This is a genomic window from Sagittula marina, from assembly GCF_014196795.1.
GTDB lineage: Bacteria > Pseudomonadota > Alphaproteobacteria > Rhodobacterales > Rhodobacteraceae > Sagittula > Sagittula marina.
Genome location: NZ_JACIEJ010000001.1, coordinates 585,056 through 608,985, shown reverse-complemented (window position 1 = coordinate 608,985; position 23,930 = coordinate 585,056). Strand labels below are relative to the sequence as shown.

Sequence of the window (23,930 nt, the reverse complement as noted above, 5' to 3'; positions counted from 1 at the left end):
CCGTCCAGTGTCAAGCGCGCGCTCAGACCGCCAGTCGCAGCGCCAAGCCGCCGAACAGCGTCGCACAGGCGTAGCGCAAGCCGCGTTCGGTGCGCGTGCCGCCTCGCAAGTGATGTCGCAGGCGTCCGGCAAACTGTCCGACCAGACCATTCACCACCAAACCGCCGAGGCTCATCATCGTGCCGAAAATCAGGAACTGCGGCAGGACAGCCCGGCTTGGGTCCACGAATTGCGGCACAAAGGCCAACACAAACAGGATGAATTTCGGGTTGGTCATATTCACGACAAAGCCCTGTCGTGCCGCACGCGCGGGCGACAGTGGCGGCGCATCCACGCCTGCCAGCGGCGTGCGCCACGTCTTCCAGGCGATCCACGCAAGGTAGGCCGCGCCCGCCCAGCGGATCACGTCAAACGCGCCGGGCAAGGCCGCCACAAGCGCGCCAAGGCCCAAGCCCGCCAGAAGCACGTGAACCATTCCGCCCGACGCCACCCCGGCAGAGGCCGCCCAGCCACAGAGGGTGCCGCCTCGCAGGCCCTGGGCCATGCAAAACAGCATATCCGGGCCGGGTGTGATGTTCAAAGCCAGACCAACCGGCAAAAATGTCAGCAGCATCAATGGCTCGACAATCATGTCTGGTCTTTCAGGCGCGCCTTGAGCGACAGCAAATCGGCCCACGCCTCGCGTTTGGCCGCTGGATTGCGCAGCAGGTAGGCTGGGTGGAACATGGGCAGCGCGGGCTTGCCGCAGGCTTCGGTCCATTGGCCACGCAGCCGGGTAATGCCACGTTTGCCAAGCAACGCCTGACACGAAATGTTACCCGCAATCACCAGAACATCCGGTGCCGCCAGCGCGATGTGACGCTCAAGAAACGGCTTCATCATGGCCATTTCCTCGGGCTTGGGGTCGCGGTTCTGCGGTGGCCGCCAGGGCATGACGTTGGTGATGTACACGGATTCGGTGCGGCTGAGGCCGATGGCCGACAGCATCCGATCCAGCAACTGGCCTGCCGCCCCCACAAAGGGCTTGCCTTCACGATCCTCATCGCGGCCCGGAGCCTCACCAACGATCATCACACGCGCCCCCTGCGCCCCGTCGCAAAACACGAGGTTCCGGGCCCCGCGTTTCAGTTCGCAATGCTCAAAGGCCGCCATGGCCGCTTGCAACGATGACAAGGTGCCCGCAGCCTGCGCCGCCGCTGTTGCCTCGGCCACGGGGTCGACCTCGGGTTCCAGAATGGGCGTGGCCGCGCCAGACGTGCCAGTGCCACCGCGTCGCCTTGCGGCGCGCGCTTCTTTTGCCACATCTTCGAGCGCGAAACGGTCCACAGGCGCATCGCAGAGCACCTCTGCCACGCCCATTTCCATCTGCCATTCCAGCGCCGCGCGGGCGGCGTGCCAATCCAGTGCCGATTCCATGGCGCCCACTCTACGCCCCCTCGCGGCAAAGGAAAATCGCCCGCGGTTTGGCTTTATGAAAAACCTCGTTGCACAAAGGTTAACCACCGCGCTCTTGCGAGACGCCCGGCACCTGCCTAAACACGGGACCAACCACATCAGGGATGACCATGCGCTTCGACCATCGCCACCTTCTGGGGATCGAACCCCTGCGCCCCGACGAGATCACGACTCTTCTTGATCTGGCGGATCAATACGCCACCTACAACCGGGGCCGCGACAAGAACGCTCAGGCGCTGGCGGGGATGACCCAGATCAACATGTTCTTTGAGAACTCCACCCGCACGCAGGCCAGCTTTGAGTTGGCGGGCAAGCGTCTGGGTGCGGATGTGATGAACATGGCGATGCAGGCGTCTTCGATCAAAAAGGGCGAGACGCTGATCGACACGGCATTGACCCTGAACGCGATGCACCCCGACCTTCTGGTGGTGCGTCATCCACATTCCGGCGCCGTCGACCTGCTGGCGCAAAAGGTGAATTGCGCCGTCCTGAACGCAGGCGATGGCCGACACGAACACCCGACACAAGCCTTGCTGGATGCGCTCACGATCCGCCGCGCCAAAGGCCGCCTGCATCGGTTGACCATCGCCATTTGCGGCGATGTGGCCCACAGCCGCGTGGCCCGGTCGAACCTTCTGCTGCTGCACAAGATGGAAAACCGTATCCGTCTGGTCGGCCCGCCGACCCTGATGCCCGCGGGGATCGACGCATTCGGGGCGGAGGTCTACGACGATATGCGCGAAGGCCTGCGCGACGCCGATGTGGTGATGATGCTCCGCCTGCAAAAGGAACGCATGGACGGCGGATTCATCCCGTCGGAGCGGGAATATTACCACCGCTACGGGCTGGACGCCGAAAAGCTGTCCCATGCCAAGCCTGACGCCATCGTGATGCACCCTGGTCCGATGAACCGTGGTGTCGAGATCGACGGCACTATTGCCGACGACATCAATCGCTCGGTGATTCAGGATCAGGTGGAAATGGGCGTCGCCGTGCGGATGGCCGCCATGGATCTGCTGGCCCGCAACCTACGCGCCCGCCCGAAAACCGTCATGGTCTGACCCTTTTGCGCCGCGAAAGTGATCGCTGCGCGTTTTTTATTTTCACACATTATTTTGGCTGAGGCCCCATGTCACAAATCGAGATTAACGGCTCCGACACCTCTACCGTGCATGTGCTGCACCTCGATTTGCCGCCCGAGGCGGTGGAGCGGTTCACCACCATGGCCGGCACAGGTGAATGGCCGCTGAAATACGGCCTCGGCGCGACCCATCTGCGCCCCGCCTTCGTGGAAACCGTGGACCTGCGCGACCTTGGGCCGATGCGCCTGTCGCAATACCTGACGGAAGCCTACGATGTCCCCTCTCGCGCGCTTGGCGAAGACAAAAGCCGCATCGACGCCCTCCGGGGCCATGCGGTGATCCTTCCGCCCCAAGCGTTCGAGGCCACCAGCCAGACGCTGCATGTTGCCAGCCCGCTGCGCCATGTGGGCAGCTACGCCATCACGGCCGCCCGCGGGCGTGGCGCGGCATTGCGAACCCCATCCGCCAAAGGCGAAGGCAGTGGAGGCGCGCCCGTGGCAGGTCCGTCTTTCTCTCGTCCGCTGCTGTTCACACTGGTCGGCCTCGCGATCCTCATCGTGCTGGGCCTGTACTTTCTGTTGTAAAGGCCCGCGCCGTGACCACATTTCCCCCCGATCAGGCCACTTACATTCGAACCCATTGGATCATGGCCGCGCTGGCCATGGCGGGTGGCATGCTGATCCTCTGGCTGCTGGGCAACGCCCACATCTGGACCGGTGCCATCGGCGGTCTCGCGGCTGTCGCGGTGCGCGGCTGGTTTCTCAAAGATGAGGCCTTGGCCGAGGTCTGGAGCCTCTCTCCGACCGGTCTTGCGGGCCCCGGTGGGCGCGGTGTGGCGCTGGACGATATCGCAGAGGTCCGCACCGTGGGGGCGGCGGTTCAGGTCATCACCCACGATGGCAACAAACATCTGATTAAATTCCAACGCGATCCCGCTGCAACGCGCGCGACCATCGTCTCCGCCTTGCCAGCGCGCTGACACAGCCGTTGTTCACGGCAGACAACACCTTGGGGAAGCATGGACAGAGCCCCTCTGCGCTTTCCCCACGCGGCGATATGGCATAGACGAAAAGAAACACACAAAGACTTGGCCCGCATGACCCAGACGCTCTTTACCAACGCCCGATTGATCGACCCCGAAGGTGATACCGACCAGATCGGCGCGCTGTTGGTGACCGATGGCAAAATCACCCGGATTATCCTCCAAGACGGCAACAGCGGCGACGCGCTGGCCGGACTGGATGAAACCGATGTCACCGTGATCGACTGCGCTGGCAAATGCCTCGCGCCCGGGATTGTCGATATCGGCGTGAAGGTGGGCGAGCCGGGCGAGCGTCACAAGGAATCCTTTGGCACCGCCGGTCAGGCCGCTGCCGCCGGGGGCGTGACCACCATGGTCACCCGTCCCGACACCAACCCACCCATCGACACGCCCGAACAGCTCGACTTCATCCGCCGCCGTGCAACCGACGAAGCGCGGGTGAACGTCCGCCCCATGGCCGCGCTGACGAAGGGCCGCGAAGGCCGCGAGATGACGGAAATCGGCTTCCTCATGGATGCCGGCGCCGTGGCATTCACCGACTGCGACCACGTGGTGACCGACAACAAGGTTCTGTCGCGCGCCATGACCTATGCCCGCAGCCTTGGCGCCTTGGTGATCGGCCATCCACAAGACCCCGGCCTGTCCAAAGGCGCGGCGGCGACCTCTGGAAAATTCGCCTCGCTGCGCGGACTGCCGTCGGTGTCGCCCATGGCGGAACGTATGGGCCTCGACCGGGACATCGCCCTCGTGGAAATGACCGGCGTGCGCTACCATGTCGATCAGCTGACCACGGCCCGCGCCCTGCCCGCGCTGGAGCGTGCGAAGGCGAATGGCTTCAAGGTCACGGCCGGCACTTCGATGCACCACCTGACGCTGAATGAAATGGACCTCGCGGACTATCGGACCTTCTTCAAAGTGAAGCCGCCGCTGCGCTCCGAGGACGACCGCAAGGCCATTGTAGAGGCCATCCGCTCCGGCCTGATCGACGTGATCGGCTCCTTTCACACGCCTCAGGACGAGGAATCAAAACGCCTTCCGTTCGAGGAAGCCGCCTCTGGTGCGGTCGGGCTGGAGACGATGCTGCCCGTGATACTGCGCCTGTACCACGCCGAGGAGCTGTCCTTGCCCTGCCTGTTCAGGGCGCTGTCCTTTAACCCGGCCAAGCTGCTGGGCCTCGACTGTGGCCGTCTGAGCGAAGGCGCCCCGGCCGATCTGGTCCTGTTTGATCCGGACAAACCCGTGGTGCTGGACCGTTTCAAGCTGCGCTCGAAATCCAAGAACACACCATTTGACGGCGCGCGCCTGCAAGGCCGCGTGCTGGGCACATGGGTCGCGGGCGACCGAGTGTTCGCGGAGGGCCAGGCATGACCCTGCTGCTCTGGACCGTGTTGGGCTACCTGTTGGGGTCGATCCCGTTTGGCGTGCTCATCACACGCGCCATGAACCTTGGCGATCTGCGACAGATCGGTTCGGGCAACATCGGCGCGACCAACGTGCTGCGCACCGGCAACAAGCCCGCTGCGCTGGCGACGCTGCTGCTGGACGGCGGCAAGGGGGCGGTGGCCGTGCTTCTGGCGCGCTTCATCGCAGGCGACGACGGCGCGGCACAACTGGCCGGTCTCGCGGCCATGGCTGGCCATTGCTTCCCCGTCTGGCTGAAGTTCAAGGGCGGCAAAGGTGTGGCGACGTTCCTCGGCACCATGCTGTCGCTGGCCTGGCCCATCGGGCTGCTCTGCTGTGCGACGTGGCTGGTGGCGTTTTACCTGTCCAAGATTTCCTCTGTCGGTGCGATTGTCGCAGCAGCCTCCGTAGCGCCGTGGACACTGATGCTGGGCCGGACGGACCTGACCATCGTCGCTTTGCTTTTGACGCTGATCGTGCTGTGGCGCCACAAGGACAACATCAATCGGCTGCGCGCGGGCACCGAACCCAAGGTTGGCAAGAAAAAAGCCTGACCCCCCGGTTGCGGCGCCAGACGCGGCAAACGGGGTCCAGCTCCTTCTACATCCCGGCGCTGACAAGACCCGTGTGCAGCGCCAAAGGCAGCACGGGCCCGTCAGTGAACCGACGACTGCGCAGATTGGTCACAAGTCGCCTTTGAGATGCGCGTCCAGATCGTTCAACCGATCCACGCCCCAGAACATCTCTCCATCGTCGCAGACCCAGAAGGGCGCGCCGAATACACCGGCCTCGACCGCCTCTTCGAGATTGCGCACATAGGTCTCCGCACCCGACAACATGCCGGTGAAGGTTAGCCCCCGGTCAAAGCCCGCGGCCTCCAGCGCGTCGCCCACGACGGCATCCTCGGCGATGTCCTTCTGCTCTGCCCAGCAGGCCCGCAGGAGGGAGAAGACCAGCGCTTGCAGATCGCCCTCCCCGGTTTTAGCAAAGGCGTCCTGTGCCGCGATAATCGCGTAGGACGCGGGGGCCGGGTTGGTGGGAAAGAACATCGGCTTGGCGTGATACGGCAGACCGGTCTTCTTGGACGTGCGGGCAAGCTCCTGAAAGCGGTAGGCCTGCCGCGACGGGTGGCGGTCCCCCAGGGCCGTGCCGCCGGTCCGCTGGAACAGCGACATGATGTCGACCGGCTTGAAAACCAGGTCGGCGCCATTCTGTTTCGCAATTTCCGCAACACGCGTTCCGGTAAAGTAACAAAACGGCGAGATCACCGATAGATAGTAGTCAATCCGCGCCATATGCCGCGCCCTCCTTTACCGTGCTGGTGCAGCACCCTAGGCCCGTGTTAACGGGTGCGCAACACGTCACGAATCCGTCATCTATCCTCTACGGAGCACGCTGCCCATGCCCACCGTCATTGAGCCGAAACTGATCGCCGGCAATGCCAACCGACCGCTGGCCGAAGCCATCGCCCGCCGCATGTCCTTGTACCGCGGAATGTCCGTCGGTCTGGTCGAGACCCGCGTCGAGCGCTTCAACGATCAGGAAATTTTTGTCGAGGTGTTCGAGAACGTGCGCGGCGAGGACATGTTCGTCATCCAGCCCACGTCGAACCCCGCCAACGACAACCTGATGGAACTGCTGATCATGGCCGACGCGCTGCGCCGGTCCTCTGCGTCACGCATCACCGCCGTGATCCCCTACTTCGGCTATGCCCGTCAGGACCGCCGCACCAAGGCTCGGACGCCCATCACCGCCAAGCTGGTCGCCAACATGATGGTCGAAGCAGGCATCGAACGCATCCTGACGCTGGACCTGCACGCGGCGCAAATCCAGGGCTTCTTCGACATTCCGGTGGACAACCTTTACGCCTCGCCCATCTTTGCGTTGGACATCCAGAACCAGTTCGACAACCTCGAAGACGTCATGGTCATCTCCCCAGACGTCGGCGGCGTGGCCCGCGCGCGCGAATTGGCAAAACGAATCAACGCCCCCCTTTCCATCGTCGACAAGCGCCGCGAAAAGCCCGGCGAGATTGCCGAGATGACTGTGATCGGCGACGTCACCGGCAAGAAATGCATTATTGTCGACGACATGTGTGACACGGCAGGCACGCTCTGCAAGGCAGCCGAAGTCATCATGGAGCACGGCGCAACCGAAGTGCACGCCTATATCTCGCACGGGGTCATGTCCGGCCCGGCGGTGGAACGGATCACCAATTCAGTGCTCAAGACGTTGGTGCTGACCGATTCGATCCAGCCCACAGGCCCGGTGGCCGACGCACCGAACATTCGCGTACTGCCCACGGCACCGATGTTCGCGCAGTCGATCCTGAACATCTGGAACGGGACATCGGTGTCCTCCCTGTTCGAGACAGAGACACTCGGTCCAATCTACGAAGGCATTCTTTGAACGATTGCCCGAAAGCCAGATCATGCAACCCGGTCCTCGTGGCCGGGTTTTTTCTATCCAAGCCCCAGTCGGCTTAAACGTCTAGATCCCAATCGTCCTCGCTGGCGACCTCACCGATGGCGAGCCAGTTCATACGGATGCGCGCGACCTTTGTGTCGGCCCATGTGCGAAAGACCAGTTCAAATCCGCGTTCAGTCACTTTGTCCGCGGCTACGTCAGCCCGTAAATTGGCACAGTTGTCCATATCCCACATCGACAGGCCAACCTGTACAACCGGGCGGGACCGAAATTGCTCGCTGAACACGATGGGCTTGCGGCGTTCCCGTGTGCCTTCCCCAGTCCACATCTCGCCACCATCCAGAAAGTCGGCAAAGATGTCCTCGTTGCCCTGATCGACCCCCATGGTCGCCGCGTGGAATTTGCGCATGACTGCTCTTTCGTCTTTTGCAACGGCTATACCCGCAATCTATCCGGGAATCACTCTGAAATCGTAACCTCGGCCGGCACGCCGCCGTTGGTGGCCCTGTCGAGCTGCATCGCCCCGACGGCATCCAATCCACCCAGCACTGCATCCACGGCCACAGTGGCCAGTATAATGCCCATAACACGGCTGATGACGCTCGCCCCGGTGGAGCCAAGGACACGCTTCAGACGCGCGCCAAGAAGCAGCAGACCCAGCGTCAGCGCCAACACAGCTGTCAGCAGAACGGCCGTCAACACCTGATCCGGGATCGAATGGGCGTGATTGTCTGTGAGAACGACTATCGCCAGCATCGCCCCCGGCGACGCGATCGACGGCATGGCAAGGGGAAAGACCGCCCCCGCCAGATGGCCTTTCTCGGCCTCCACGATTTCATGGTCGGGTTTGCTTTCGCCAAAGATCATGGTCAGAGCAAACAGAAACAGGATGATGCCGCCGGCAATCTGGAAGGAGCCAAAGCGTAGCCCAAGCGCCTCCAGCAGCAGCTGTCCGCCCACCAGGAAACCAAGCAAAACGATCCAGGCCACCAACACCGCGCGGACGGCAAACTTCCAATGCAGCGCGGCAGGCACAGCGGCGGTGGCAAAGTAGAACACCGGAAGCGTACCGATGGGGTCCACCACAACGAAAAGCGTGACGAATTCGCGCAGCAGGCTCGTCCAGTCGAGGGCAAAGTCCATGGGGATCTCCGTGCGGTAGGGGCTTGCCGCCCATCTAGCCCGTCCCGTGACACAGTGGAACATCTGATTGCTGCGACAGAAAGTTCTCCGGCGAAGATGCGCACAGATGGGTCACTTCAGCCGGTGTATTAAGATTATTTTTGCCGAAATGCAAAAAACCCCGCACCATGTGGCGCGGGGTTTTCCTGAAACGGTTTCAAGAACCCTTAAAGCGAGGGCTGCATCGGGTCGAGGCCGATGTGGGTCCCCACGGCGACCATGTCCTGCAGCAACTTGGCTGCGTCGTCCACGGGGCCGGGCTCGTTCTCGAAGGTCACCTTGGTCTGCTTGTAGGCTTCATGTGCCTCTGCGACCAAAGCTTCGTAGGTCTTTTGATCCACGTCCGCTGCGGGCAACGCCTTTTCCGCCAAGACGGAAACGGTCTCGCCGATTTCAGCGAAACCGCCGGTCACGACAAATTTCTCGGTGCCTTTGTCGGTTTCGACGGTCAGCACACCGGGACGCAGGGTGGTGATGGTTGCAGCATGGTTCGGCATGGCGGTCAGGTCGCCTTCGGAACCGGGGATTTGCACCGACTTTGCCTGCGCCGACAGGAGCTTGCGCTCCGGCGAGACGAGGTCGAATTGCATCGTGTCTGCCATGTGAAACTCCTTTGGCGCGTCATGGTTGGCCAAGGCCCCCATGCGCAGGATGGTGAACGGCGGGGCCGAACGGGTCACACCCGCCCAGCCCCAACCGGATTAGGCAGCGTCCGAAGCCATTTTCTCGGCTTTGGCGATCACTTCCTCGATGCCGCCAACCATGTAGAAGGCGCCTTCGGGCAGGTGGTCGTATTCGCCGGCGACAACAGCCTTGAACGACTTGATGGTGTCTTCGAGCGGAACCTGAATACCGTCCGAGCCAGTGAACACTTTCGCAACGTCGAAGGGCTGAGACAGGAAACGCTGGATCTTACGAGCACGGGCCACGGTCAGCTTATCCTCTTCGGACAGTTCGTCCATCCCGAGGATGGCGATGATGTCCTGCAGGGATTTGTAACGCTGCAGGATCCCCTGAACGTCACGAGCCACCTGGTAGTGCTCCTCGCCAACGATCTGCGGGTCCATCAGACGCGAGTTCGAGTCGAGCGGGTCAACGGCCGGGTAGATGCCCAGCTCGGAGATCGCGCGGTTGAGAACCGTGGTCGCGTCCAGGTGGGCAAAGGTCGTTGCCGGTGCCGGGTCGGTAAGGTCGTCCGCGGGAACGTAGACGGCCTGGATCGACGTGATCGAGCCGTTCTTGGTGGAGGTGATGCGTTCCTGCATCTGGCCCATGTCCGTCGCCAGTGTCGGCTGGTAGCCCACAGCGGAGGGGATACGACCCAGAAGTGCGGACACCTCGGAACCGGCCTGCGTGAAGCGGAAGATGTTGTCCACGAAGAACAGAACGTCGGAGCCGGAGCTGTCGCGGAACTGCTCGGCCAGCGTCAGGCCGGTCAGAGCAACACGTGCACGCGCACCCGGAGGCTCGTTCATCTGGCCGTACACCAGCGCAACCTGCGATTCGGACAGGTTGTCGGGCTTGATGACGTTGGATTCGATCATCTCGTGGTAAAGGTCGTTGCCTTCACGGGTCCGCTCACCAACACCGGCGAACACGGAGTAGCCCGAGTGCACCTTCGCGATGTTGTTGATCAGTTCCATGATGAGAACGGTCTTGCCCACACCGGCGCCGCCGAACAGGCCGATCTTGCCGCCCTTGGAGTACGGCGCCAGCAGGTCGATGACCTTGATGCCTGTCTCGAGGACTTCGGATTCGGTGGACTGATCCTGGAACGCGGGCGCGTCGGCGTGGATCGGACGATATTCGTCAGCGTTGATCGGTTCACCTTCGTCCACGGGCTCGCCGATGACGTTCAGGATGCGACCCAGGGTAGCGGGGCCGACCGGAACGGAAATCGGAGCGCCGGTGTCGGACACTTCCTGACCACGAACGAGACCTTCGGTCGCGTCCATAGCGATGGTGCGGACCGTGTTCTCGCCAAGGTGCTGGGCCACTTCGAGGACCAGCTTCTTGCCGTTGTTGTCGGTGTTCAGCGCGTTAAGAATTGCCGGCAGGTGGCCGTCGAACTGGACGTCGACCACGGCGCCAATCACCTGAGTGATCTTGCCTAGTGCTGTCATTGGTTTCTCTCCGGGTTCCTTAGAGCGCCTCGGCGCCCGAAATGATTTCGATAAGCTCGTTGGTGATGACGGCCTGACGCGAGCGGTTATACTCGATGGTCAGCTGGTCGATCATGTCGCCCGCGTTGCGGGTGGCGTTGTCCATTGCCGACATGCGCGCGCCCTGTTCGGAGGCGGCATTTTCGAGCAACGCCGTGAAGATCTGCGTCGCCACGCCACGGGGGAGCAGGTCAGCGAGGATCGCCTCTTCGTCGGGCTCGTAGTCGTACTGGCTGGTCTCCGCATCCGCCTGGCTCTCGTCAGTGGTCTCGTAGGATGCCGGGATGACCTGAAGGGCCGTCGGATCCTGAGAGATCACGGAGTTGAACTTGGCAAAGAAGATCGTCGCCACGTCGAACTCACCGTTGTCAAAGCGCGACAGGATGTCCTTTGCGATGTTTTGCGCGTCGCCGTAGCCGAGACGCTTTACATCGGACAGATCCACGTGACCCACGAAGAGGTCACTGTACTCACGCTTCAGCTGTTCACGGCCCTTCTTGCCGACTGTCAGGATCTTCACGGTTTTGCCCGCGCCCTTCAGTTCGGCAATCTTGGCCTTGGCCAACTTGACGATGTTTGTGTTGAAGCCGCCGCACAGGCCGCGCTCGGCGGTCAGAACCACCAGCAGCTGCACGTCGTCCTTGCCGGTCCCCGCCAAAAGGCGGGGTGCCGTATCGCTATCGCCGACAGATGCGGCCAGGGACGCCATCACCGCGTTGAAGCGTTCCGCGTAAGGGCGGGACGCTTCGGCCGCATCCTGGGCGCGGCGCAGTTTTGCAGCCGCGACCATCTGCATGGCCTTGGTGATCTTGCGGGTCGATTTGACCGACGCGATCCTGTTTTTGAGATCCTTGAGATTTGGCATCGGATGATCCTCTTACGAGAAGTCCGCTGCGTATTCGTCGAGAACCGCTTTCATCTTGTCAACCGGCTCGCCTTTCTTGAACTTGGGATCGTCTGTTTCGATCCAGTTCAGGAAATCGGCTTTCTTCGAACGCAGGAACTGTAGCAGGCCTTTTTCGAAACGGCCAACGTCGCCAACCGCAACCTTGTCGAGGTAGCCGTTTGTGCCGGCGAAGATGACGCAGACGATTTCCGCGTTGGTCAGCGGCGAATACTGCGGCTGTTTCATCAGCTCGGTCAGACGGGCACCACGGTTCAGCAGCTGCTGGGTCGCGGCGTCGAGGTCGGAGCCGAACTGCGCGAACGCGGCCATTTCACGGTACTGCGCGAGGGACAGCTTCACCGGGCCAGCCACGGAGGACATGGCGTCGGTCTGAGCGCTGGAGCCCACACGAGACACGGACAGACCGGTGTTCACGGCAGGACGAACGCCCTGATAGAACAGTTCGGTTTCCAGGAAGATCTGACCGTCGGTGATGGAGATCACGTTGGTCGGAATAAACGCGGACACGTCACCGCCTTGGGTTTCGATGATCGGCAGAGCCGTCAGCGAACCGGAGCCGTTGTCTTCGTTCAGCTTGGCCGACCGTTCCAGCAGGCGCGAGTGGAGGTAGAAAACGTCGCCCGGGTATGCTTCACGGCCCGGCGGGCGGCGCAGCAGCAGGGACATCTGGCGGTAGGACACGGCCTGCTTGGACAGGTCATCATAGACGATGAGCGCGTGCTTGCCGTTGTCGCGGAAGTACTCGGCCATTGCGGTCGCGGCATAGGGTGCCAGGAACTGCATCGGGGCCGGGTCGGACGCTGTGGCGGCCACGACGATGGAGTAGTCGATCGCACCGGATTCTTCGAGCTTCTTCACCAGCTGCGCAACGGTCGAACGCTTCTGGCCGATGGCGACGTACACGCAGTACAGCTTGTCGTCGTCGGACGCGGCCGCGTCGTTGTAGGACTTCTGGTTCAGGATCGCGTCGAGGGCCACGGCGGTCTTGCCGGTCTGACGGTCGCCGATGATCAGCTCACGCTGGCCACGGCCGATCGGGATCATGGCGTCGACGGCCTTGAGGCCAGTCGCCATGGGCTCGTGCACGGATTTACGCGGGATGATGCCCGGCGCCTTGACGTCGGCGACGCGGCGCTCTTCGAATTCGATCGGGCCCTTGCCGTCCAGCGGGTTGCCGAGACCATCGACGACGCGACCCAGCAGGCCCTTGCCCGCGGGAACGTCCACGATGGAGTTCGTCCGCTTGACGGTGTCGCCTTCCTTGATGTCACGGTCAGAGCCGAAGATCACGATACCGACGTTGTCGGTTTCGAGGTTCAGCGCCATGCCCATGATGCCACCCGGGAATTCGACCATCTCGCCGGCCTGGATGTTATCGAGGCCATGGACACGGGCAATACCGTCCCCAACGCTCAGCACGCGACCCACTTCAGCAACTTCGGCGTCCTGGCCGAAGTTTTTGATCTGGTCCTTCAGGATCGCAGAAATCTCTGCAGCTTGGATACCCATTTATCCGACCTCTTTCATTGCATTCTGGAGGGAGTTGAGCTTCGAGCGGATCGACGTGTCGATCATTTTCGAGCCCACCATTACGATAAGACCACCGATGAGGGTTTCATCGACGGTAGCATTGATCTTAACGTCCTTGCCAACCTTCTCTTTGAGGGTCTGTGCAAGGTTTGCCGACTGTTCGTCGGTCAGCGGCTGCGCCGAGGTCACCTCTGCCGTCACTTCGCCCTTCTCTGCAGCGATCATCTCGCGCAGGCGGCGCACCAAAGCGGGCACCACGAACAGGCGACGCTTGGAGGCCATGACCCCCAGCGCCCCTTTCAGCGCGTCGATCAAACCCATGGCATCGGCGATCTTGCCGATGGCCTGGCCCTGCTCCTCGCGGGAGTAGGCCGGGTTGACCAGGAGTTCACGCAGATCGGCACTTTCGTCCAAGGCGGCGCTCAGGTCGTTAAGGTTTTCTTCGAGACGCGGGAGATTGTTATTCTCCTTGGCGATCTCAAAGACGGCGGTGGCATACCGTTCGGCGATGCCGGAGGAAATCGAGCTGTCAGACACGTCCACCCTTCCGGTTTGCGGCCCCCGTCACGCTCCCGCCGAATGGCGAGGCGTCCGAAGGCATCTTTGCGCCCTGATTTTGGCCAAGGCAGGTAAATCGTGGCGGATGTAGCAGAGCCACCCGGACGTCGCAACATCCTTAGACATCTTGGCCGTGGGCGCTAAAGTTAACGATTTCATAAGGTTGCGTGATATGCGACCATCTGTGCCCAAAGATGATGCAATAAAAGCGCAGTTTTTAGCGCCTGAAGCGGCGATTCCGCGCAGGTCGTAGAGGCGAAAACCACACAGATTGCGACTTCGTCCCCGCGAAGCGCAGCGCTGAAACCGTCATCAAATCCAAAGGTGTACCCTTCAGTTCAGTTTTTCAACCGGCTCTTCGCCAATTTGGCGGCAGAATTACCTACGCACCGCTGGGCGTCTGCCGGACAATTCCAGAGCACGATCTTGGCACGACGCTGGCCCAAATCAACCGCACCGCACAAGGCCTCCTGAGCGCGAGCCTCCTGCGCACCTGACCGGCAGAGAGCAACACTCAGACCGAGCCTGCGACCTTGCCCGGTTTGGGGGCCAGCACGCCCAACGGATTTCGAACCCGGCGGCGCTCGCCCAATCCCGCACGGGTGGGCGGGTAGCGCTTGGAAGCTTCCACCAGCATCACCCCCCCTGCAGTCACCGGGATCATTCGGCCCAGCTTTTCCCACATCGGCGCGGTCTTCATCCAGAAGCGTCGCCCCGACGGCGGTTGATACAGCACCGACAGCGCGCGTTCAGGCACGAAATCATGCTTCTTCAATTGGGTTTCCAACTGGCCGATCGAATAGGGGCGCCCATAGCCGAAGGGCGTCCAGTCCGCCCGCGCCCACAGGCCCGACCGGTTGGGCAGCACAAACAACGCCCGCCCCCCCGGCCCCAACACGCGATACGCTTCATCGAGCAGATCCGAGGGGCGTTCGGATGTTTCCAGACCATGCATCAGGATCAGACGGTCCACGTGGCCGGTTTCCAGCGGCCAAAGCGTCTCCTCGCTCAACACCGACACGTTGGGCATTCCCGCAGGCCAGGGCATCACCCCCTGCGGCGCAGGCATCAAGGCAGTCACCCGGCGCGCATCCTTCAGGTAGGGGCGCAGCAGCGGCACGGCAAAGCCATAGCCCACCATCGTTTGGCCCTGGACATCCTCGGGGCTCCAGCGGCGCAGTACCTCGTCGCGCACGATCCGTTGCGCCGCACGCCCCAGCGCACTGCGGTAATAGAAGTCGCGCAACGCCTGCACATCCAGGTGCATAGTCTCTCCAGTCTCAACCGCAGTTGTGTCCCCGGGCAGGATCGTCCACCCTGCTCCCATCTTACAAAGCATTCAGGGAAACACCATGCCATTGGATATTGTAACCGTCCCCTGCCTCTCGGACAATTACGCCTATATCGTGAAGGGGCCGGATGGCATTGCCGTGATCGACGCGCCAGAGGCGGAACCGCTGATCGCTGCGCTCGACCAGCGCGGGTGGACACCGGACGTCATCATGATCACCCACCATCACCACGACCACGTGGGCGGCGTCGCACAACTGCGCGAGAAATACCGCTGCAAGGTCGCGGGCCCAGAGGCCGAAGCGCACAAACTGCCCGAGCTGGACATGGCTTTGGAGCCAGGCACCTACGGTGGAGAAGGCGAAGGGCTGTGCGAAGTGATTGCCGTTCCGGGCCACACGCTGGGCCACGTCGCCTTCCACTATCCTCAGGCGGGATATGTCTTTACCGCCGACAGCCTGATGGCCTTTGGGTGCGGCCGCATTTTCGAGGGCACTCCGGAAATGATGTGGGACAGCCTGTCGACGCTGGCGGCGCTGAACCCCGACACCATTGTTTGTTCCGGGCACGAATACACCGCATCGAACGCAGCCTTCGCCCAGACTATTGACCCTGAGAACGCCGCGCTTATCTCTAGGACACAGATGATCACCGCGGCCCGCGCCAAGGGGCAACCCACCGCGCAAGTGCCGCTTTCCCTCGAACTCCAGACGAATCCCTTCCTGCGTGCAGGTCAGCCTTCGGTCAAAAAGGCGATGAACATGCCGGATGCTACGGACCTCGAGGTCTTTACCGAGATCCGTGCCCGCAAGGACAAGTTCTGACCTGCTCCATTGGACAGATCCGGGACATCCTGTCGCGCCGAGGCTGGTCAATTGCCAGCACGCGCGATGCCCGAAGCGGCAGCAGGCCATGTTATTTGGCCCGATGTGACGGATGTGTGAAAAGAAAAAACTTGAAGCCGCGGATTAATCGACCAAACTTTAACCTAACGGGGCAATGCTGATCCCGATGGACAGCGCAGACAAGAGGAGCACAACGTGCCTTCATTCTCGAACACCCTTGAGCAGGCAATTCACTCGGCGCTGGCGTTGGCAAATTCGCGCAGCCACGAGTTCGCCACGCTCGAACACTTGCTGTTGGCGCTGGTCGACGAACCTGATGCCTCCCGCGTGCTGAAGGCGTGCTCGGTCGACACCGAGGACCTGCGCACCACGCTGGTGGAATTCATCGACGAGGATCTCGCCAATCTGGTCACCGATATCGAAGGGTCTGAAGCGGTTCCCACAGCCGCCTTCCAGCGCGTCATCCAGCGCGCGGCGATCCATGTTCAGTCTTCCGGCCGCACAGAAGTAACCGGTGCAAATGTGCTGGTGGCGATTTTTGCCGAGCGCGAATCGAACGCGGCCTACTTCCTGCAAGAACAGGACATGACCCGCTACGACGCGGTCAACTTCATCGCGCACGGCGTTGCCAAGAACCCTGCCTATGGCGAGCAGCGCCCCGTGCAAGGCGCAACTGATGCCGAGGAAGAGGCGCAAGCCTCCGAAGCATCGTCGTCTTCCTCCTCCGGTCAGGACAAGGAATCTGCACTTGCGAAATATTGCGTCGATCTGAACGTCAAAGCCGAAGAAGGCGACATTGATCCGCTGATTGGTCGTGACCACGAAGTCGAACGCTGCATTCAGGTGTTGTGCCGCCGTCGTAAGAACAACCCGCTTCTGGTGGGGGATCCCGGCGTGGGCAAAACGGCCATTGCAGAGGGTCTCGCACGCAAGATCATCGCGGGCGAAGTCCCCGATGTTCTGTCGAAAACCACGATTTTCTCGCTCGACATGGGCGCACTTCTTGCCGGGACGCGGTATCGCGGCGACTTCGAAGAGCGCCTGAAAGCCGTTGTTCAGGAACTCGAGGATCACCCGGATTCCGTGCTCTTCATCGACGAGATCCACACCGTGATCGGCGCCGGCGCGACCTCTGGCGGGGCTATGGATGCTTCCAACCTGCTGAAGCCTGCCCTTCAGGGCGGCAAGCTGCGCACCATGGGCTCCACCACGTACAAGGAGTTCCGTCAGCATTTCGAGAAGGACCGCGCTCTGTCGCGTCGCTTCCAGAAAATCGACGTGAACGAGCCCTCTGTCGAAGACACAGTGAAAATCCTCAAGGGTCTGAAACCCTACTTTGAGGAACATCACTCGATCAAATACACCAACGACGCGATCAAGACCGCCGTTGAACTTTCGGCACGCTATATCAATGACCGAAAGCTCCCCGACAAGGCGATCGACGTGATCGACGAAGCCGGCGCGGCACAGCATCTCGTCGCTCAGTCAAAGCGCCGTAAATCTATCGGCACCAAGGAGATCGAGGACGTGGTCGCCAAGATCGCCCGCATCCCTCCGAAAAACGTGTCGAAAGACGATGCTGAGGTTCTCAAGGATCTTGAAGCCTCGCTCAAGCGGGTGGTCTTCGGTCAGGACACCGCCATCACGGCGCTGTCGTCCGCAATCAAACTGGCCCGCGCCGGTCTGCGGGAGCCTGAGAAACCCATCGGCAACTATCTCTTCGCAGGTCCGACCGGCGTTGGTAAAACCGAGGTGGCGAAACAGCTTGCAGACCAGCTTGGTGTCGAACTCCTGCGCTTTGACATGTCCGAGTACATGGAGAAGCACGCCGTCTCTCGCCTGATCGGGGCGCCTCCGGGCTATGTTGGCTTTGACCAGGGCGGCCAGTTGACCGATGGCGTCGACCAGCACCCGCATTGCGTGCTGCTGCTGGATGAGATGGAGAAGGCGCACCCGGATGTGTACAACATCCTGCTTCAGGTCATGGACCATGGCTCGCTGACGGATCACAACGGTCGCACCGTCGATTTCCGCAACGTGATCCTGATCATGACCTCCAACGCGGGGGCCGCAGACATGGCAAAAGCGGCCATCGGCTTCGGTCGTGATCGGCGCGAAGGCGAGGACACCGCCGCGATCGAGCGCACCTTCACGCCTGAGTTCCGCAACCGTCTGGACGCCGTCATCAGCTTCCAGCCGCTGCCGAAAGACACCATAATTCAGGTTGTCGAGAAGTTCGTCCTGCAGTTGGAAGCACAGTTGCTCGACCGCAACGTGACGATCGAGCTGACGACACCGGCCGCGGAATGGCTGGCCGAGAAGGGCTACGACGACAAGATGGGCGCCCGCCCCCTGGGCCGCGTCATCCAGGAGCACATAAAGAAGCCTCTGGCAGAGGAATTGCTCTTCGGCAAACTGACCAAGGGCGGCATCGTCAAGGTCTCCGTCAAGGATGGCGAACTTGTGCTGTCCCTCGACGGACCGGACAAGCCCCGCCTCGGGTCCAAGAAGCCGCCGCTTCTGACCGCTGATTGATCGAAAGGGCGCCCCATGCGGGCGCCCTTTTCGCAACTCTCATGCGCCGTTTCCTCCTCTTTCTTCTCCTGCCCTTCCCCGCATTGGCGCAGCCCCAACTTGCGCTGCCGCTGGATTGCGAGATCGGAACGACCTGTTTCATCGAAGACTACGTCGACAACGATCCGCGCGTCGGAGCACAACGAGATTTCGCCTGCGGTATCAACAGCCGTGACGGTCACAAGGGCACCGACATTGCCTTGCTGTCTTTCGACGCGCCGGGGACAGCGGTCACTGCCGCTGCACCGGGCACCGTCGTTCGCACCCGCGATAGCATGGCCGACGATAGGTTGATGAATGGGGTGACCACCGAAACAGCCTGCGGCAATGCGGTTTTGGTTGACCACGGCGCGGGCTGGCAAACGATCTATTGTCACTTGGCGCTCGGCTCCGTCCGCGTCGCCGCCGGTCAATCCGTCGAGCGCGGGACACCCCTCGGCGACGTCGGGCTGTCCGGCCAGACCAACCATCCTCACCTGCATTTCGGCGTTTTACACGATGGGGAAACCATTGATCCCTTTCGCCCTATGGCCACAGGCACCTGCGACGAAACGCCAACCGAAACGCTTTGGAACGATCCGCCCAGCTACACACAGACCGGCCTCATAACCGCGGGCTTCTCAGACCACATCCCGAACCTCGATACGGTCCGGGACGGCTCCGCGCGCGTGACGCAGGCCACTGCCGACGCCCCGGTCGTGGTCTATGCCCATGCGGGATATGCGCAGCACGGGGATATTCTCAGACTGTCGGCCACGGGACCGGATGGCCAGATTTTCGAGCACGATCAGATCCTGAAGTCACCGCAGATCAGTATCCTGCGCGCCTATGGCCGCAAAGCGCCCGCCACCGGCTGGCCAACGGGAGACTATCTGGGTGAAGCAACCTTGACCCGAAAAGGGAAAGTCATCGCGCACCGCTTCGCGCATGTGACCGTCACTTAGATCGGGTCACCCGACTGTCCTTCAGCGTTCCGTCAGCTTCAATTCGATGCGCCGATTTTGCGCTCTCGCTTCTGCCGTGTCCGCCGGGTTTACCGGCTGGTACTGGCCAAAGCCATTGGCAGCCAAGCGGCTGGGCGGAATGCCATAACTGTTCACCATGTCAAGCACCACGGCCCGGGCACGGGCTTGGCTCAGGTCCCAGTTGTCCTCGAATTCACTGCCCAGACGCACGGGGATATCGTCGGTATGGCCGTCCACACGAATGATCCAGTCGATCCCATCCGGGATATCGCGGGCAATGTCGCGCAGGATGTTCGCCACCTTGGAAATCTCCCGACGCCCAAGGGGGGACAGGTCGGCTGAGCCCAGTTCAAACAAGACCTCCGAAGAAAACACAAACCGGTCGCCTTCGATCCGGATGCCATCACGATCCGCCACGACATCCCGCAGACGCCCGAAAAATTCCGACCGAAACCGTTCCAGGTCAGCCTTTTCGGCTTCCAGTCGTTTGCGTTCTTCTTCCTCCAAACGGCGGCGCTCGCGCTCTTCTTGCGCCACCCGCGCCAGGGCCGTGTTCAACTCGGAGCCCAGGGACTCCAACTGGACCTGCGCCATGGCGTCCCGCACCTTCGAGTCGTCCAGCAAAGCCTGAAGCTGCCCAAGCTGACGGCGCAGCTCAGCCACATTGCGGTTCAACGCCTCGACCTTCAACTGCGCCTCGCCTGCGCGCTCACGTGTTTGCGCCAATTCGTCCCGAGCGTCGGACAACAAGGCTTGCCGTTGCTCAGCCTCGGTCAGCGCCTCGTCCAGACCTTGCTCCGCTGCGCGCTGCTGGGCCAACGCGGCTGCCAACCGATCGCGGGTGTCCTCAACCGAGGTTTCCGCCTCGAGACGCGCAGCCAAGGCCGCCGCCAGCCGTTCTTCCAGGCTGCGGCTGTCCGCCTGCCGGTCCTGCGCGCGGGCCTCTGCCTCCGCCAATTGCTGGCGCAGCGTGGTGATTTCGGCTTCCCGAGCACCGGCCCGTTCAGTCGCCTCCGCGAGATCCGCTTCCAATCGGACGCGTGCGCTGCGCAGGCTCTCCACCTCGTCCCGCGCATCCGCACCGCCCAATTCGGCCAGACGGGCCGACAAATCCTCGTTCTCCGCCGAGAGCCGATCAATGCGCGTCGCACGCTCTTCGAGACGGGCCAAGGCCGCCGCCAGCTCAGACTGCGTCTGCGCCACCTCGCCGCGCAGTTCAGCGATGTTTGCACTTAGCGCACCGTCATTCGCCCGGGCGGCATTGGCCTGTGCACGCAGGCCAGCGGCCTCTGCCTTGGCCTCATCCAACGCCTCTTGCGCGGCGACCAAATCACTGCGGACCTCGGTCAAAGCATCGCGCAATCTGACGCCCTCGGCCTGCGCCGCCGTTAGCGCATCACGGCGATCCGTTGCCGTTCCGCGCGCCGAGGCGAGGCTAGACACCAGCTCCGCATTACGCTGTTGCAGGCGTTGCAGTTCCGACTGTAGCGCCTCGCTGGTGACGATCCGCGACAGGGCATCCGCCAGTTTGGCTGACAGATCAGACAGTTGCGTCTCTCGGGTATCGGCATCCGCCTGCGCCGCAGCCAGATCCCGCTCGGTCTCGGTCAACGCACGGCGCTCTGCGGCCAGCGCCTCTTCGGCAGCGCGGCGGGCCTCCTGCTCAGCCAGCACATCATCACGCAGGGACGTCACACGATCATCGGTTTGCGCGCCCTGCGCCAGCGCATCGGCCAGTCGCGCTTCGAGCGCATCGACCCGCGCCTGTAGGTTGGCCCCACGCTCTTCGCCATCCACCAGCGCCGCAGCCAGCCGCGCGTTCAGATCGTTTTCCGCCTGACGGGATGCTGCGAGCAACGTCAGCGTCTCTTCCGCCTCGGCGCGGGCCTCTTCCAAGGCGAGCGTCATCGCGGTCAACTCCGCGTCGGCATTTTCAAGACGCGTCCGCAGGGCCTTGGCGGCTTCAGACTCGGCCAGACGCGTGGCCTCTTCCTCAGTCAGCGCCGCTTCCAACTCATCCACTTGCCCGGTGAGCGCGCTCACCTGCTCTGTGGCCTCCGCGTTGCGCGAACGGAGGTCCGTGATCAACGCTTCCAAAGCTTCGCGTCGGCGGCTGGCCAGAGCGGCGGCTTCTGCCTGCGCATCAAGATCAGACCGCGCCGCCGTCAGGGCCGCCGTCAGATCATCCCGCTCGGAGGCAAGTTCATCGCGCGCCGCAGTCAAGTCTTCAACCGTGCCACGGGCCGTGTCCCGCTCGCTGATAAGCGCCGCGACGCGCTGCTCAAAGTCAGAGATGCGGCCAGCCGCCTGTTCCAACTCCGCCGCCTGCTGGTCGCGGGTTGCGGTCAGCGACGCGATCAGGTTTTGCGCTGCGTCCAGTTCTGTGTTGCGATCCCCAAGGCTCGCGGCCAGCGAGTCCACGTCGGACGACAGTTCTGCGTTGCGGGTTTGCGCCACGCCCAGCGCCTCGGACAGTGCAAGCAATTCAGAGGACAGCGTATCCAGCTCAGTTTCCTGCCCGGTGATCGTCTCGTTCAGGACAAACTGGATCACCATGAAAATCGACAGAACGAAGGTCAGGACCAGCAGCAATCCCGTCATCGCATCGACGAAGCCGGGCCAGATGTTGGCCTGAAACCGTGCGCCAGTGCGTCGGGACAAGGGCATCGCTTACTCGCTCCGGGGACGTGTGCCCCGTGATGTGCCAACGGCGCGCGTCAGGGCAGAGATATCGGTGCGCAATTCGGCCATGCTTTCCTGCCGGCCTGCGCTGATTTCTTCGAGGATGCGCAGCATTTGCACGTCGATGGACCGCAGACGCATACGGCTTTCGGCGTCCAGACCCTCCTGGCTTTCCTTGGTGCGGATCGCGTCGGCAAGCTGTTCCTGCCCTTCCGCCACCCGTGCCAGCGCGTGCGCAGATGGTGCCGTTGCCTCCATCCGCTCCGTCATGCGTTCGATGCTGTCGGCCAATTGGGCCAGCCGCATGTCGACCTCGGACCGGCTTTGCTCCGCTTCGGCAAAAAGGAACTGCATCCGTTCCATCTGATCGGCCATCTGGTCCAGAACAACGCCCGCCGCCCCCAGGTCGGGCCCTTCGGTATCGGAGGAAAAGCCGATGCGCGTGATGGTGGACAGCCATTCCTCCAGCTCGCGGTAAAAGCGGTTCTGCCCGTGGCCCGCGAACAACTCCAACAGGCCAACAACCAGTGAACTGGCGAGCCCCAGCAGCGAGGAGGCAAAGGCCACACCCATCCCGCCAAGCTGGTTTTCGAGGCCGCTCATCAGCCGGCCAAAGACCTGCACACCGCTTTCGCCTTCTGACGGGGCGAGCGATTGAATGGTTTCCACCAGCGCAGGGACGGTGGTGGCAAGGCCGTAAAACGTGCCCAGCAGGCCCAGAAAGATCAGAAGGGAGACAATGTAGCGCGTGATTTCCCGTGCTTCGTCAATGCGTTGCGCCACAGATTCCAGAATGGAGCGCGTCGATGTCGTATTGATCTGCATCCGCTTGTCGCGGCGCGACCCCAGCAGCGTCACCAAGGGGGCCAGCAGTGTCGGGGCAGCGGTGCGCACGCCCTGATCGCCGGTCGCGGTGTAACGTTCGATCCACCGCACAGACGTCATCAGGCTGTAGACCTGCCAGAAACACGCAAGCACCCCGAGCACAAAGACCAGAATGATAAAGCCGTTGAGATAGGGGTTGGCCTGAAAGACGGGCAGCACACTGGGCGCGGCCAGCACAGCGCCGACAGCAGACATCGCCAAAACCGCCAGCATCAAGATGACCTGACGGACGGGATGGGAAAAATGGGGCTCGGCCTCGTACTGGGGCTGGACCATGTGGGACACCTGGTACCTGGTTCTATTGGCTAATGCGTAAGGGATTATTCCCGTGTCGCCAAGACCTTATGATCACCACAGCATATCCGCACCGACACAGCGCCCGTGTGTTGCGCAATAGTCAGAATTGCTCAACCAGAGGTCAATGTCTGAACCTGTCGCGTAAGCCACTGCAAGTCGGGATCCGGGATGCCAATCTCTTCGAGGTGGGCCGCGGTGTTGTACAGATATTCGGTGTTCGGCCCACGCCCCCCCACGGCTTTGGCAATCAGGCGGGCCTGCTCTTCCAGCGACAAGTCGCAATACTGCACATGGTGCGGGTCGATGACATAGGCCACGGCCTCAACCTGCCGCCCGTCAGACAGCGCCAGGGGCAACATTTGTTCCACGTATGCCGAGGAGATCAGCTCCCGTTCGCGCAAGTATTCCAGCGTTTCCGCCTCTGTACCGGGGGCCGCGCGCAGGGCCAGGCCGTCACAGCTTGCGCTCTCCTGGGCGTCCAGCGCCAGCACCAGACCCGGCTCTTCCTCCGTGCCGCGATGGTGGATCGAATACATGCAAAAGCTGCGGGAGAACCCGTGCAACCGCGCCTGAACCCGCTCGGCCACCTCAAAGCCGGGGTTCCACAGCAGCGATGCATAGCCAAAGACCCAAAGCGTCATATCGT

General features: G+C 62.2%; 23 protein-coding genes. 9 read left to right on the top strand and 14 right to left on the bottom strand.

Annotated elements, in window-relative coordinates; translation table 11 throughout:
- Positions 1-22: 22 nt before the first annotated feature.
- Together GGQ68_RS02925 and GGQ68_RS02920 are read right to left on the bottom strand one after the other, a co-directional pair.
- On the bottom strand, positions 23-631 hold the full coding sequence (locus GGQ68_RS02925; protein ID WP_183962887.1) for a LysE family translocator: 609 nt from the start codon (positions 629-631) through the stop codon (positions 23-25).
- On the bottom strand, positions 628-1,416 hold the full coding sequence (locus GGQ68_RS02920) for a uracil-DNA glycosylase (RefSeq protein WP_183962886.1): 789 nt from the start codon (positions 1,414-1,416) through the stop codon (positions 628-630). Before GGQ68_RS02920 ends, GGQ68_RS02925 begins: the two co-directional genes overlap by 4 nt.
- A gap of 149 nt (positions 1,417-1,565) precedes the next feature.
- Between GGQ68_RS02920 and GGQ68_RS02915 the strand changes: the two genes are divergently transcribed.
- From GGQ68_RS02915 to plsY, 5 genes are all read left to right on the top strand, one after another.
- Positions 1,566-2,516, top strand: coding sequence for an aspartate carbamoyltransferase catalytic subunit (locus tag GGQ68_RS02915; protein ID WP_183962885.1), 951 nt, complete (start codon positions 1,566-1,568; stop codon positions 2,514-2,516).
- Between the two features lie 68 nt (positions 2,517-2,584).
- Positions 2,585-3,121 (top strand): aspartate carbamoyltransferase catalytic subunit, encoded by a 537-nt coding sequence (locus GGQ68_RS02910; RefSeq protein ID WP_183962884.1) that lies wholly within the window; start codon positions 2,585-2,587, stop codon positions 3,119-3,121.
- Positions 3,122-3,132: 11 nt separating this feature from the next.
- Entirely contained in the window at positions 3,133-3,516 is a 384-nt protein-coding gene (locus GGQ68_RS02905; RefSeq protein ID WP_183962883.1) for a hypothetical protein, read from the top strand.
- 117 nt (positions 3,517-3,633) lie between these two features.
- The gene (gene pyrC, locus GGQ68_RS02900; RefSeq protein WP_183962882.1) at positions 3,634-4,947 is read left to right on the top strand and encodes a dihydroorotase; all 1,314 of its coding nucleotides are present in this window, start codon (positions 3,634-3,636) and stop codon (positions 4,945-4,947) included.
- Positions 4,944-5,534, top strand: coding sequence for a glycerol-3-phosphate 1-O-acyltransferase PlsY (gene plsY, locus GGQ68_RS02895; protein WP_183962881.1), 591 nt, complete (start codon positions 4,944-4,946; stop codon positions 5,532-5,534). Before pyrC ends, plsY begins: the two co-directional genes overlap by 4 nt.
- 129 nt (positions 5,535-5,663) lie before the next feature.
- Here plsY and GGQ68_RS02890 read toward each other — a convergent pair whose 3' ends face one another.
- Positions 5,664-6,275, bottom strand: coding sequence for a 2-hydroxychromene-2-carboxylate isomerase (locus tag GGQ68_RS02890; protein ID WP_183962880.1), 612 nt, complete (start codon positions 6,273-6,275; stop codon positions 5,664-5,666).
- A 106-nt stretch (positions 6,276-6,381) separates the two neighbouring features.
- Here GGQ68_RS02890 and GGQ68_RS02885 point away from each other — a divergent pair, with 106 nt between their 5' ends.
- A complete protein-coding gene (locus GGQ68_RS02885; RefSeq protein ID WP_183962879.1) occupies positions 6,382-7,389 on the top strand; it encodes a ribose-phosphate pyrophosphokinase in 1,008 nt (335 codons plus the stop codon).
- Positions 7,390-7,462: 73 nt separating this feature from the next.
- On the opposite strand, the gene GGQ68_RS02880 is transcribed toward GGQ68_RS02885, so the two are convergent.
- From GGQ68_RS02880 to GGQ68_RS02845, 8 genes are all read right to left on the bottom strand, one after another.
- The gene (locus tag GGQ68_RS02880) at positions 7,463-7,816 is read right to left on the bottom strand and encodes an H-type lectin domain-containing protein (RefSeq protein ID WP_183962878.1); all 354 of its coding nucleotides are present in this window, start codon (positions 7,814-7,816) and stop codon (positions 7,463-7,465) included.
- A 50-nt stretch (positions 7,817-7,866) separates the two neighbouring features.
- Positions 7,867-8,550 (bottom strand): MarC family protein, encoded by a 684-nt coding sequence (locus GGQ68_RS02875; protein WP_183962877.1) that lies wholly within the window; start codon positions 8,548-8,550, stop codon positions 7,867-7,869.
- Positions 8,551-8,756: 206 nt separating this feature from the next.
- Positions 8,757-9,191 (bottom strand): F0F1 ATP synthase subunit epsilon, encoded by a 435-nt coding sequence (locus tag GGQ68_RS02870; RefSeq protein ID WP_183963012.1) that lies wholly within the window; start codon positions 9,189-9,191, stop codon positions 8,757-8,759.
- A 99-nt stretch (positions 9,192-9,290) separates the two neighbouring features.
- Positions 9,291-10,712: a F0F1 ATP synthase subunit beta gene (gene atpD, locus GGQ68_RS02865; protein WP_183962876.1), complete on the bottom strand. Its 1,422-nt coding sequence runs from the start codon at positions 10,710-10,712 to the stop codon at positions 9,291-9,293.
- A 19-nt stretch (positions 10,713-10,731) separates the two neighbouring features.
- The gene (locus tag GGQ68_RS02860) at positions 10,732-11,616 is read right to left on the bottom strand and encodes a F0F1 ATP synthase subunit gamma (RefSeq protein WP_183962875.1); all 885 of its coding nucleotides are present in this window, start codon (positions 11,614-11,616) and stop codon (positions 10,732-10,734) included.
- A gap of 12 nt (positions 11,617-11,628) precedes the next feature.
- Positions 11,629-13,167 (bottom strand): F0F1 ATP synthase subunit alpha, encoded by a 1,539-nt coding sequence (gene atpA / locus GGQ68_RS02855; protein ID WP_183962874.1) that lies wholly within the window; start codon positions 13,165-13,167, stop codon positions 11,629-11,631.
- Positions 13,168-13,731 carry a F0F1 ATP synthase subunit delta gene (locus GGQ68_RS02850; RefSeq protein WP_183962873.1) on the bottom strand — a complete coding sequence of 188 codons (564 nt, stop codon included), beginning with the start codon at positions 13,729-13,731 and terminating at the stop codon, positions 13,168-13,170.
- A gap of 529 nt (positions 13,732-14,260) precedes the next feature.
- Positions 14,261-15,013 (bottom strand): class I SAM-dependent methyltransferase, encoded by a 753-nt coding sequence (locus GGQ68_RS02845; RefSeq protein WP_183962872.1) that lies wholly within the window; start codon positions 15,011-15,013, stop codon positions 14,261-14,263.
- 85 nt (positions 15,014-15,098) lie between these two features.
- On the opposite strand from GGQ68_RS02845, the gene gloB reads away from it, so the two are divergent.
- The 3 genes from gloB to GGQ68_RS02830 all read left to right on the top strand — a co-directional run bounded on the left by gloB (position 15,099) and on the right by GGQ68_RS02830 (position 19,399).
- Positions 15,099-15,860, top strand: coding sequence for a hydroxyacylglutathione hydrolase (gloB, locus tag GGQ68_RS02840; protein WP_183962871.1), 762 nt, complete (start codon positions 15,099-15,101; stop codon positions 15,858-15,860).
- Between the two features lie 216 nt (positions 15,861-16,076).
- Positions 16,077-18,416 carry an ATP-dependent Clp protease ATP-binding subunit ClpA gene (clpA, locus tag GGQ68_RS02835; RefSeq protein WP_183962870.1) on the top strand — a complete coding sequence of 780 codons (2,340 nt, stop codon included), beginning with the start codon at positions 16,077-16,079 and terminating at the stop codon, positions 18,414-18,416.
- Between the two features lie 41 nt (positions 18,417-18,457).
- A complete protein-coding gene (locus tag GGQ68_RS02830; protein ID WP_183962869.1) occupies positions 18,458-19,399 on the top strand; it encodes a M23 family metallopeptidase in 942 nt (313 codons plus the stop codon).
- Between the two features lie 21 nt (positions 19,400-19,420).
- Here the strand turns inward: GGQ68_RS02830 and GGQ68_RS02825 are convergent, their stop codons facing one another.
- The 3 genes from GGQ68_RS02825 to GGQ68_RS02815 all read right to left on the bottom strand — a co-directional run bounded on the left by GGQ68_RS02825 (position 19,421) and on the right by GGQ68_RS02815 (position 23,925).
- The gene (locus GGQ68_RS02825; RefSeq protein ID WP_183962868.1) at positions 19,421-22,087 is read right to left on the bottom strand and encodes a peptidoglycan -binding protein; all 2,667 of its coding nucleotides are present in this window, start codon (positions 22,085-22,087) and stop codon (positions 19,421-19,423) included.
- A gap of 3 nt (positions 22,088-22,090) precedes the next feature.
- Positions 22,091-23,263 carry a biopolymer transporter ExbB gene (locus GGQ68_RS02820; RefSeq protein ID WP_183962867.1) on the bottom strand — a complete coding sequence of 391 codons (1,173 nt, stop codon included), beginning with the start codon at positions 23,261-23,263 and terminating at the stop codon, positions 22,091-22,093.
- 131 nt (positions 23,264-23,394) lie between these two features.
- The gene (locus GGQ68_RS02815) at positions 23,395-23,925 is read right to left on the bottom strand and encodes a gamma-glutamylcyclotransferase (RefSeq protein ID WP_183962866.1); all 531 of its coding nucleotides are present in this window, start codon (positions 23,923-23,925) and stop codon (positions 23,395-23,397) included.
- Positions 23,926-23,930 lie beyond the last annotated feature (5 nt).

Excerpts from the sequence above, each read along its gene's own strand:
- GGQ68_RS02925 (WP_183962887.1), bottom strand. The coding sequence starts at position 631 with ATGATTGTCGAGCCATTGATGCTGCTGACATTTTTGCCGGTTGGTCTG.
- GGQ68_RS02920 (WP_183962886.1), bottom strand. The coding sequence starts at position 1,416 with ATGGAATCGGCACTGGATTGGCACGCCGCCCGCGCGGCGCTGGAATGG.
- GGQ68_RS02915 (WP_183962885.1), top strand. The coding sequence starts at position 1,566 with ATGCGCTTCGACCATCGCCACCTTCTGGGGATCGAACCCCTGCGCCCC.
- GGQ68_RS02910 (WP_183962884.1), top strand. The coding sequence starts at position 2,585 with ATGTCACAAATCGAGATTAACGGCTCCGACACCTCTACCGTGCATGTG.
- pyrC (WP_183962882.1), top strand. The coding sequence starts at position 3,634 with ATGACCCAGACGCTCTTTACCAACGCCCGATTGATCGACCCCGAAGGT.
- plsY (WP_183962881.1), top strand. The coding sequence starts at position 4,944 with ATGACCCTGCTGCTCTGGACCGTGTTGGGCTACCTGTTGGGGTCGATC.
- GGQ68_RS02890 (WP_183962880.1), bottom strand. The coding sequence starts at position 6,275 with ATGGCGCGGATTGACTACTATCTATCGGTGATCTCGCCGTTTTGTTAC.
- GGQ68_RS02885 (WP_183962879.1), top strand. The coding sequence starts at position 6,382 with ATGCCCACCGTCATTGAGCCGAAACTGATCGCCGGCAATGCCAACCGA.
- GGQ68_RS02880 (WP_183962878.1), bottom strand. The coding sequence starts at position 7,816 with ATGCGCAAATTCCACGCGGCGACCATGGGGGTCGATCAGGGCAACGAG.
- GGQ68_RS02875 (WP_183962877.1), bottom strand. The coding sequence starts at position 8,550 with ATGGACTTTGCCCTCGACTGGACGAGCCTGCTGCGCGAATTCGTCACG.
- GGQ68_RS02870 (WP_183963012.1), bottom strand. The coding sequence starts at position 9,191 with ATGGCAGACACGATGCAATTCGACCTCGTCTCGCCGGAGCGCAAGCTC.
- atpD (WP_183962876.1), bottom strand. The coding sequence starts at position 10,712 with ATGACAGCACTAGGCAAGATCACTCAGGTGATTGGCGCCGTGGTCGAC.
- GGQ68_RS02860 (WP_183962875.1), bottom strand. The coding sequence starts at position 11,616 with ATGCCAAATCTCAAGGATCTCAAAAACAGGATCGCGTCGGTCAAATCG.
- atpA (WP_183962874.1), bottom strand. The coding sequence starts at position 13,167 with ATGGGTATCCAAGCTGCAGAGATTTCTGCGATCCTGAAGGACCAGATC.
- GGQ68_RS02845 (WP_183962872.1), bottom strand. The coding sequence starts at position 15,013 with ATGCACCTGGATGTGCAGGCGTTGCGCGACTTCTATTACCGCAGTGCG.
- gloB (WP_183962871.1), top strand. The coding sequence starts at position 15,099 with ATGCCATTGGATATTGTAACCGTCCCCTGCCTCTCGGACAATTACGCC.
- GGQ68_RS02830 (WP_183962869.1), top strand. The coding sequence starts at position 18,458 with ATGCGCCGTTTCCTCCTCTTTCTTCTCCTGCCCTTCCCCGCATTGGCG.
- GGQ68_RS02825 (WP_183962868.1), bottom strand. The coding sequence starts at position 22,087 with ATGCCCTTGTCCCGACGCACTGGCGCACGGTTTCAGGCCAACATCTGG.
- GGQ68_RS02820 (WP_183962867.1), bottom strand. The coding sequence starts at position 23,263 with ATGGTCCAGCCCCAGTACGAGGCCGAGCCCCATTTTTCCCATCCCGTC.
- GGQ68_RS02815 (WP_183962866.1), bottom strand. The coding sequence starts at position 23,925 with ATGACGCTTTGGGTCTTTGGCTATGCATCGCTGCTGTGGAACCCCGGC.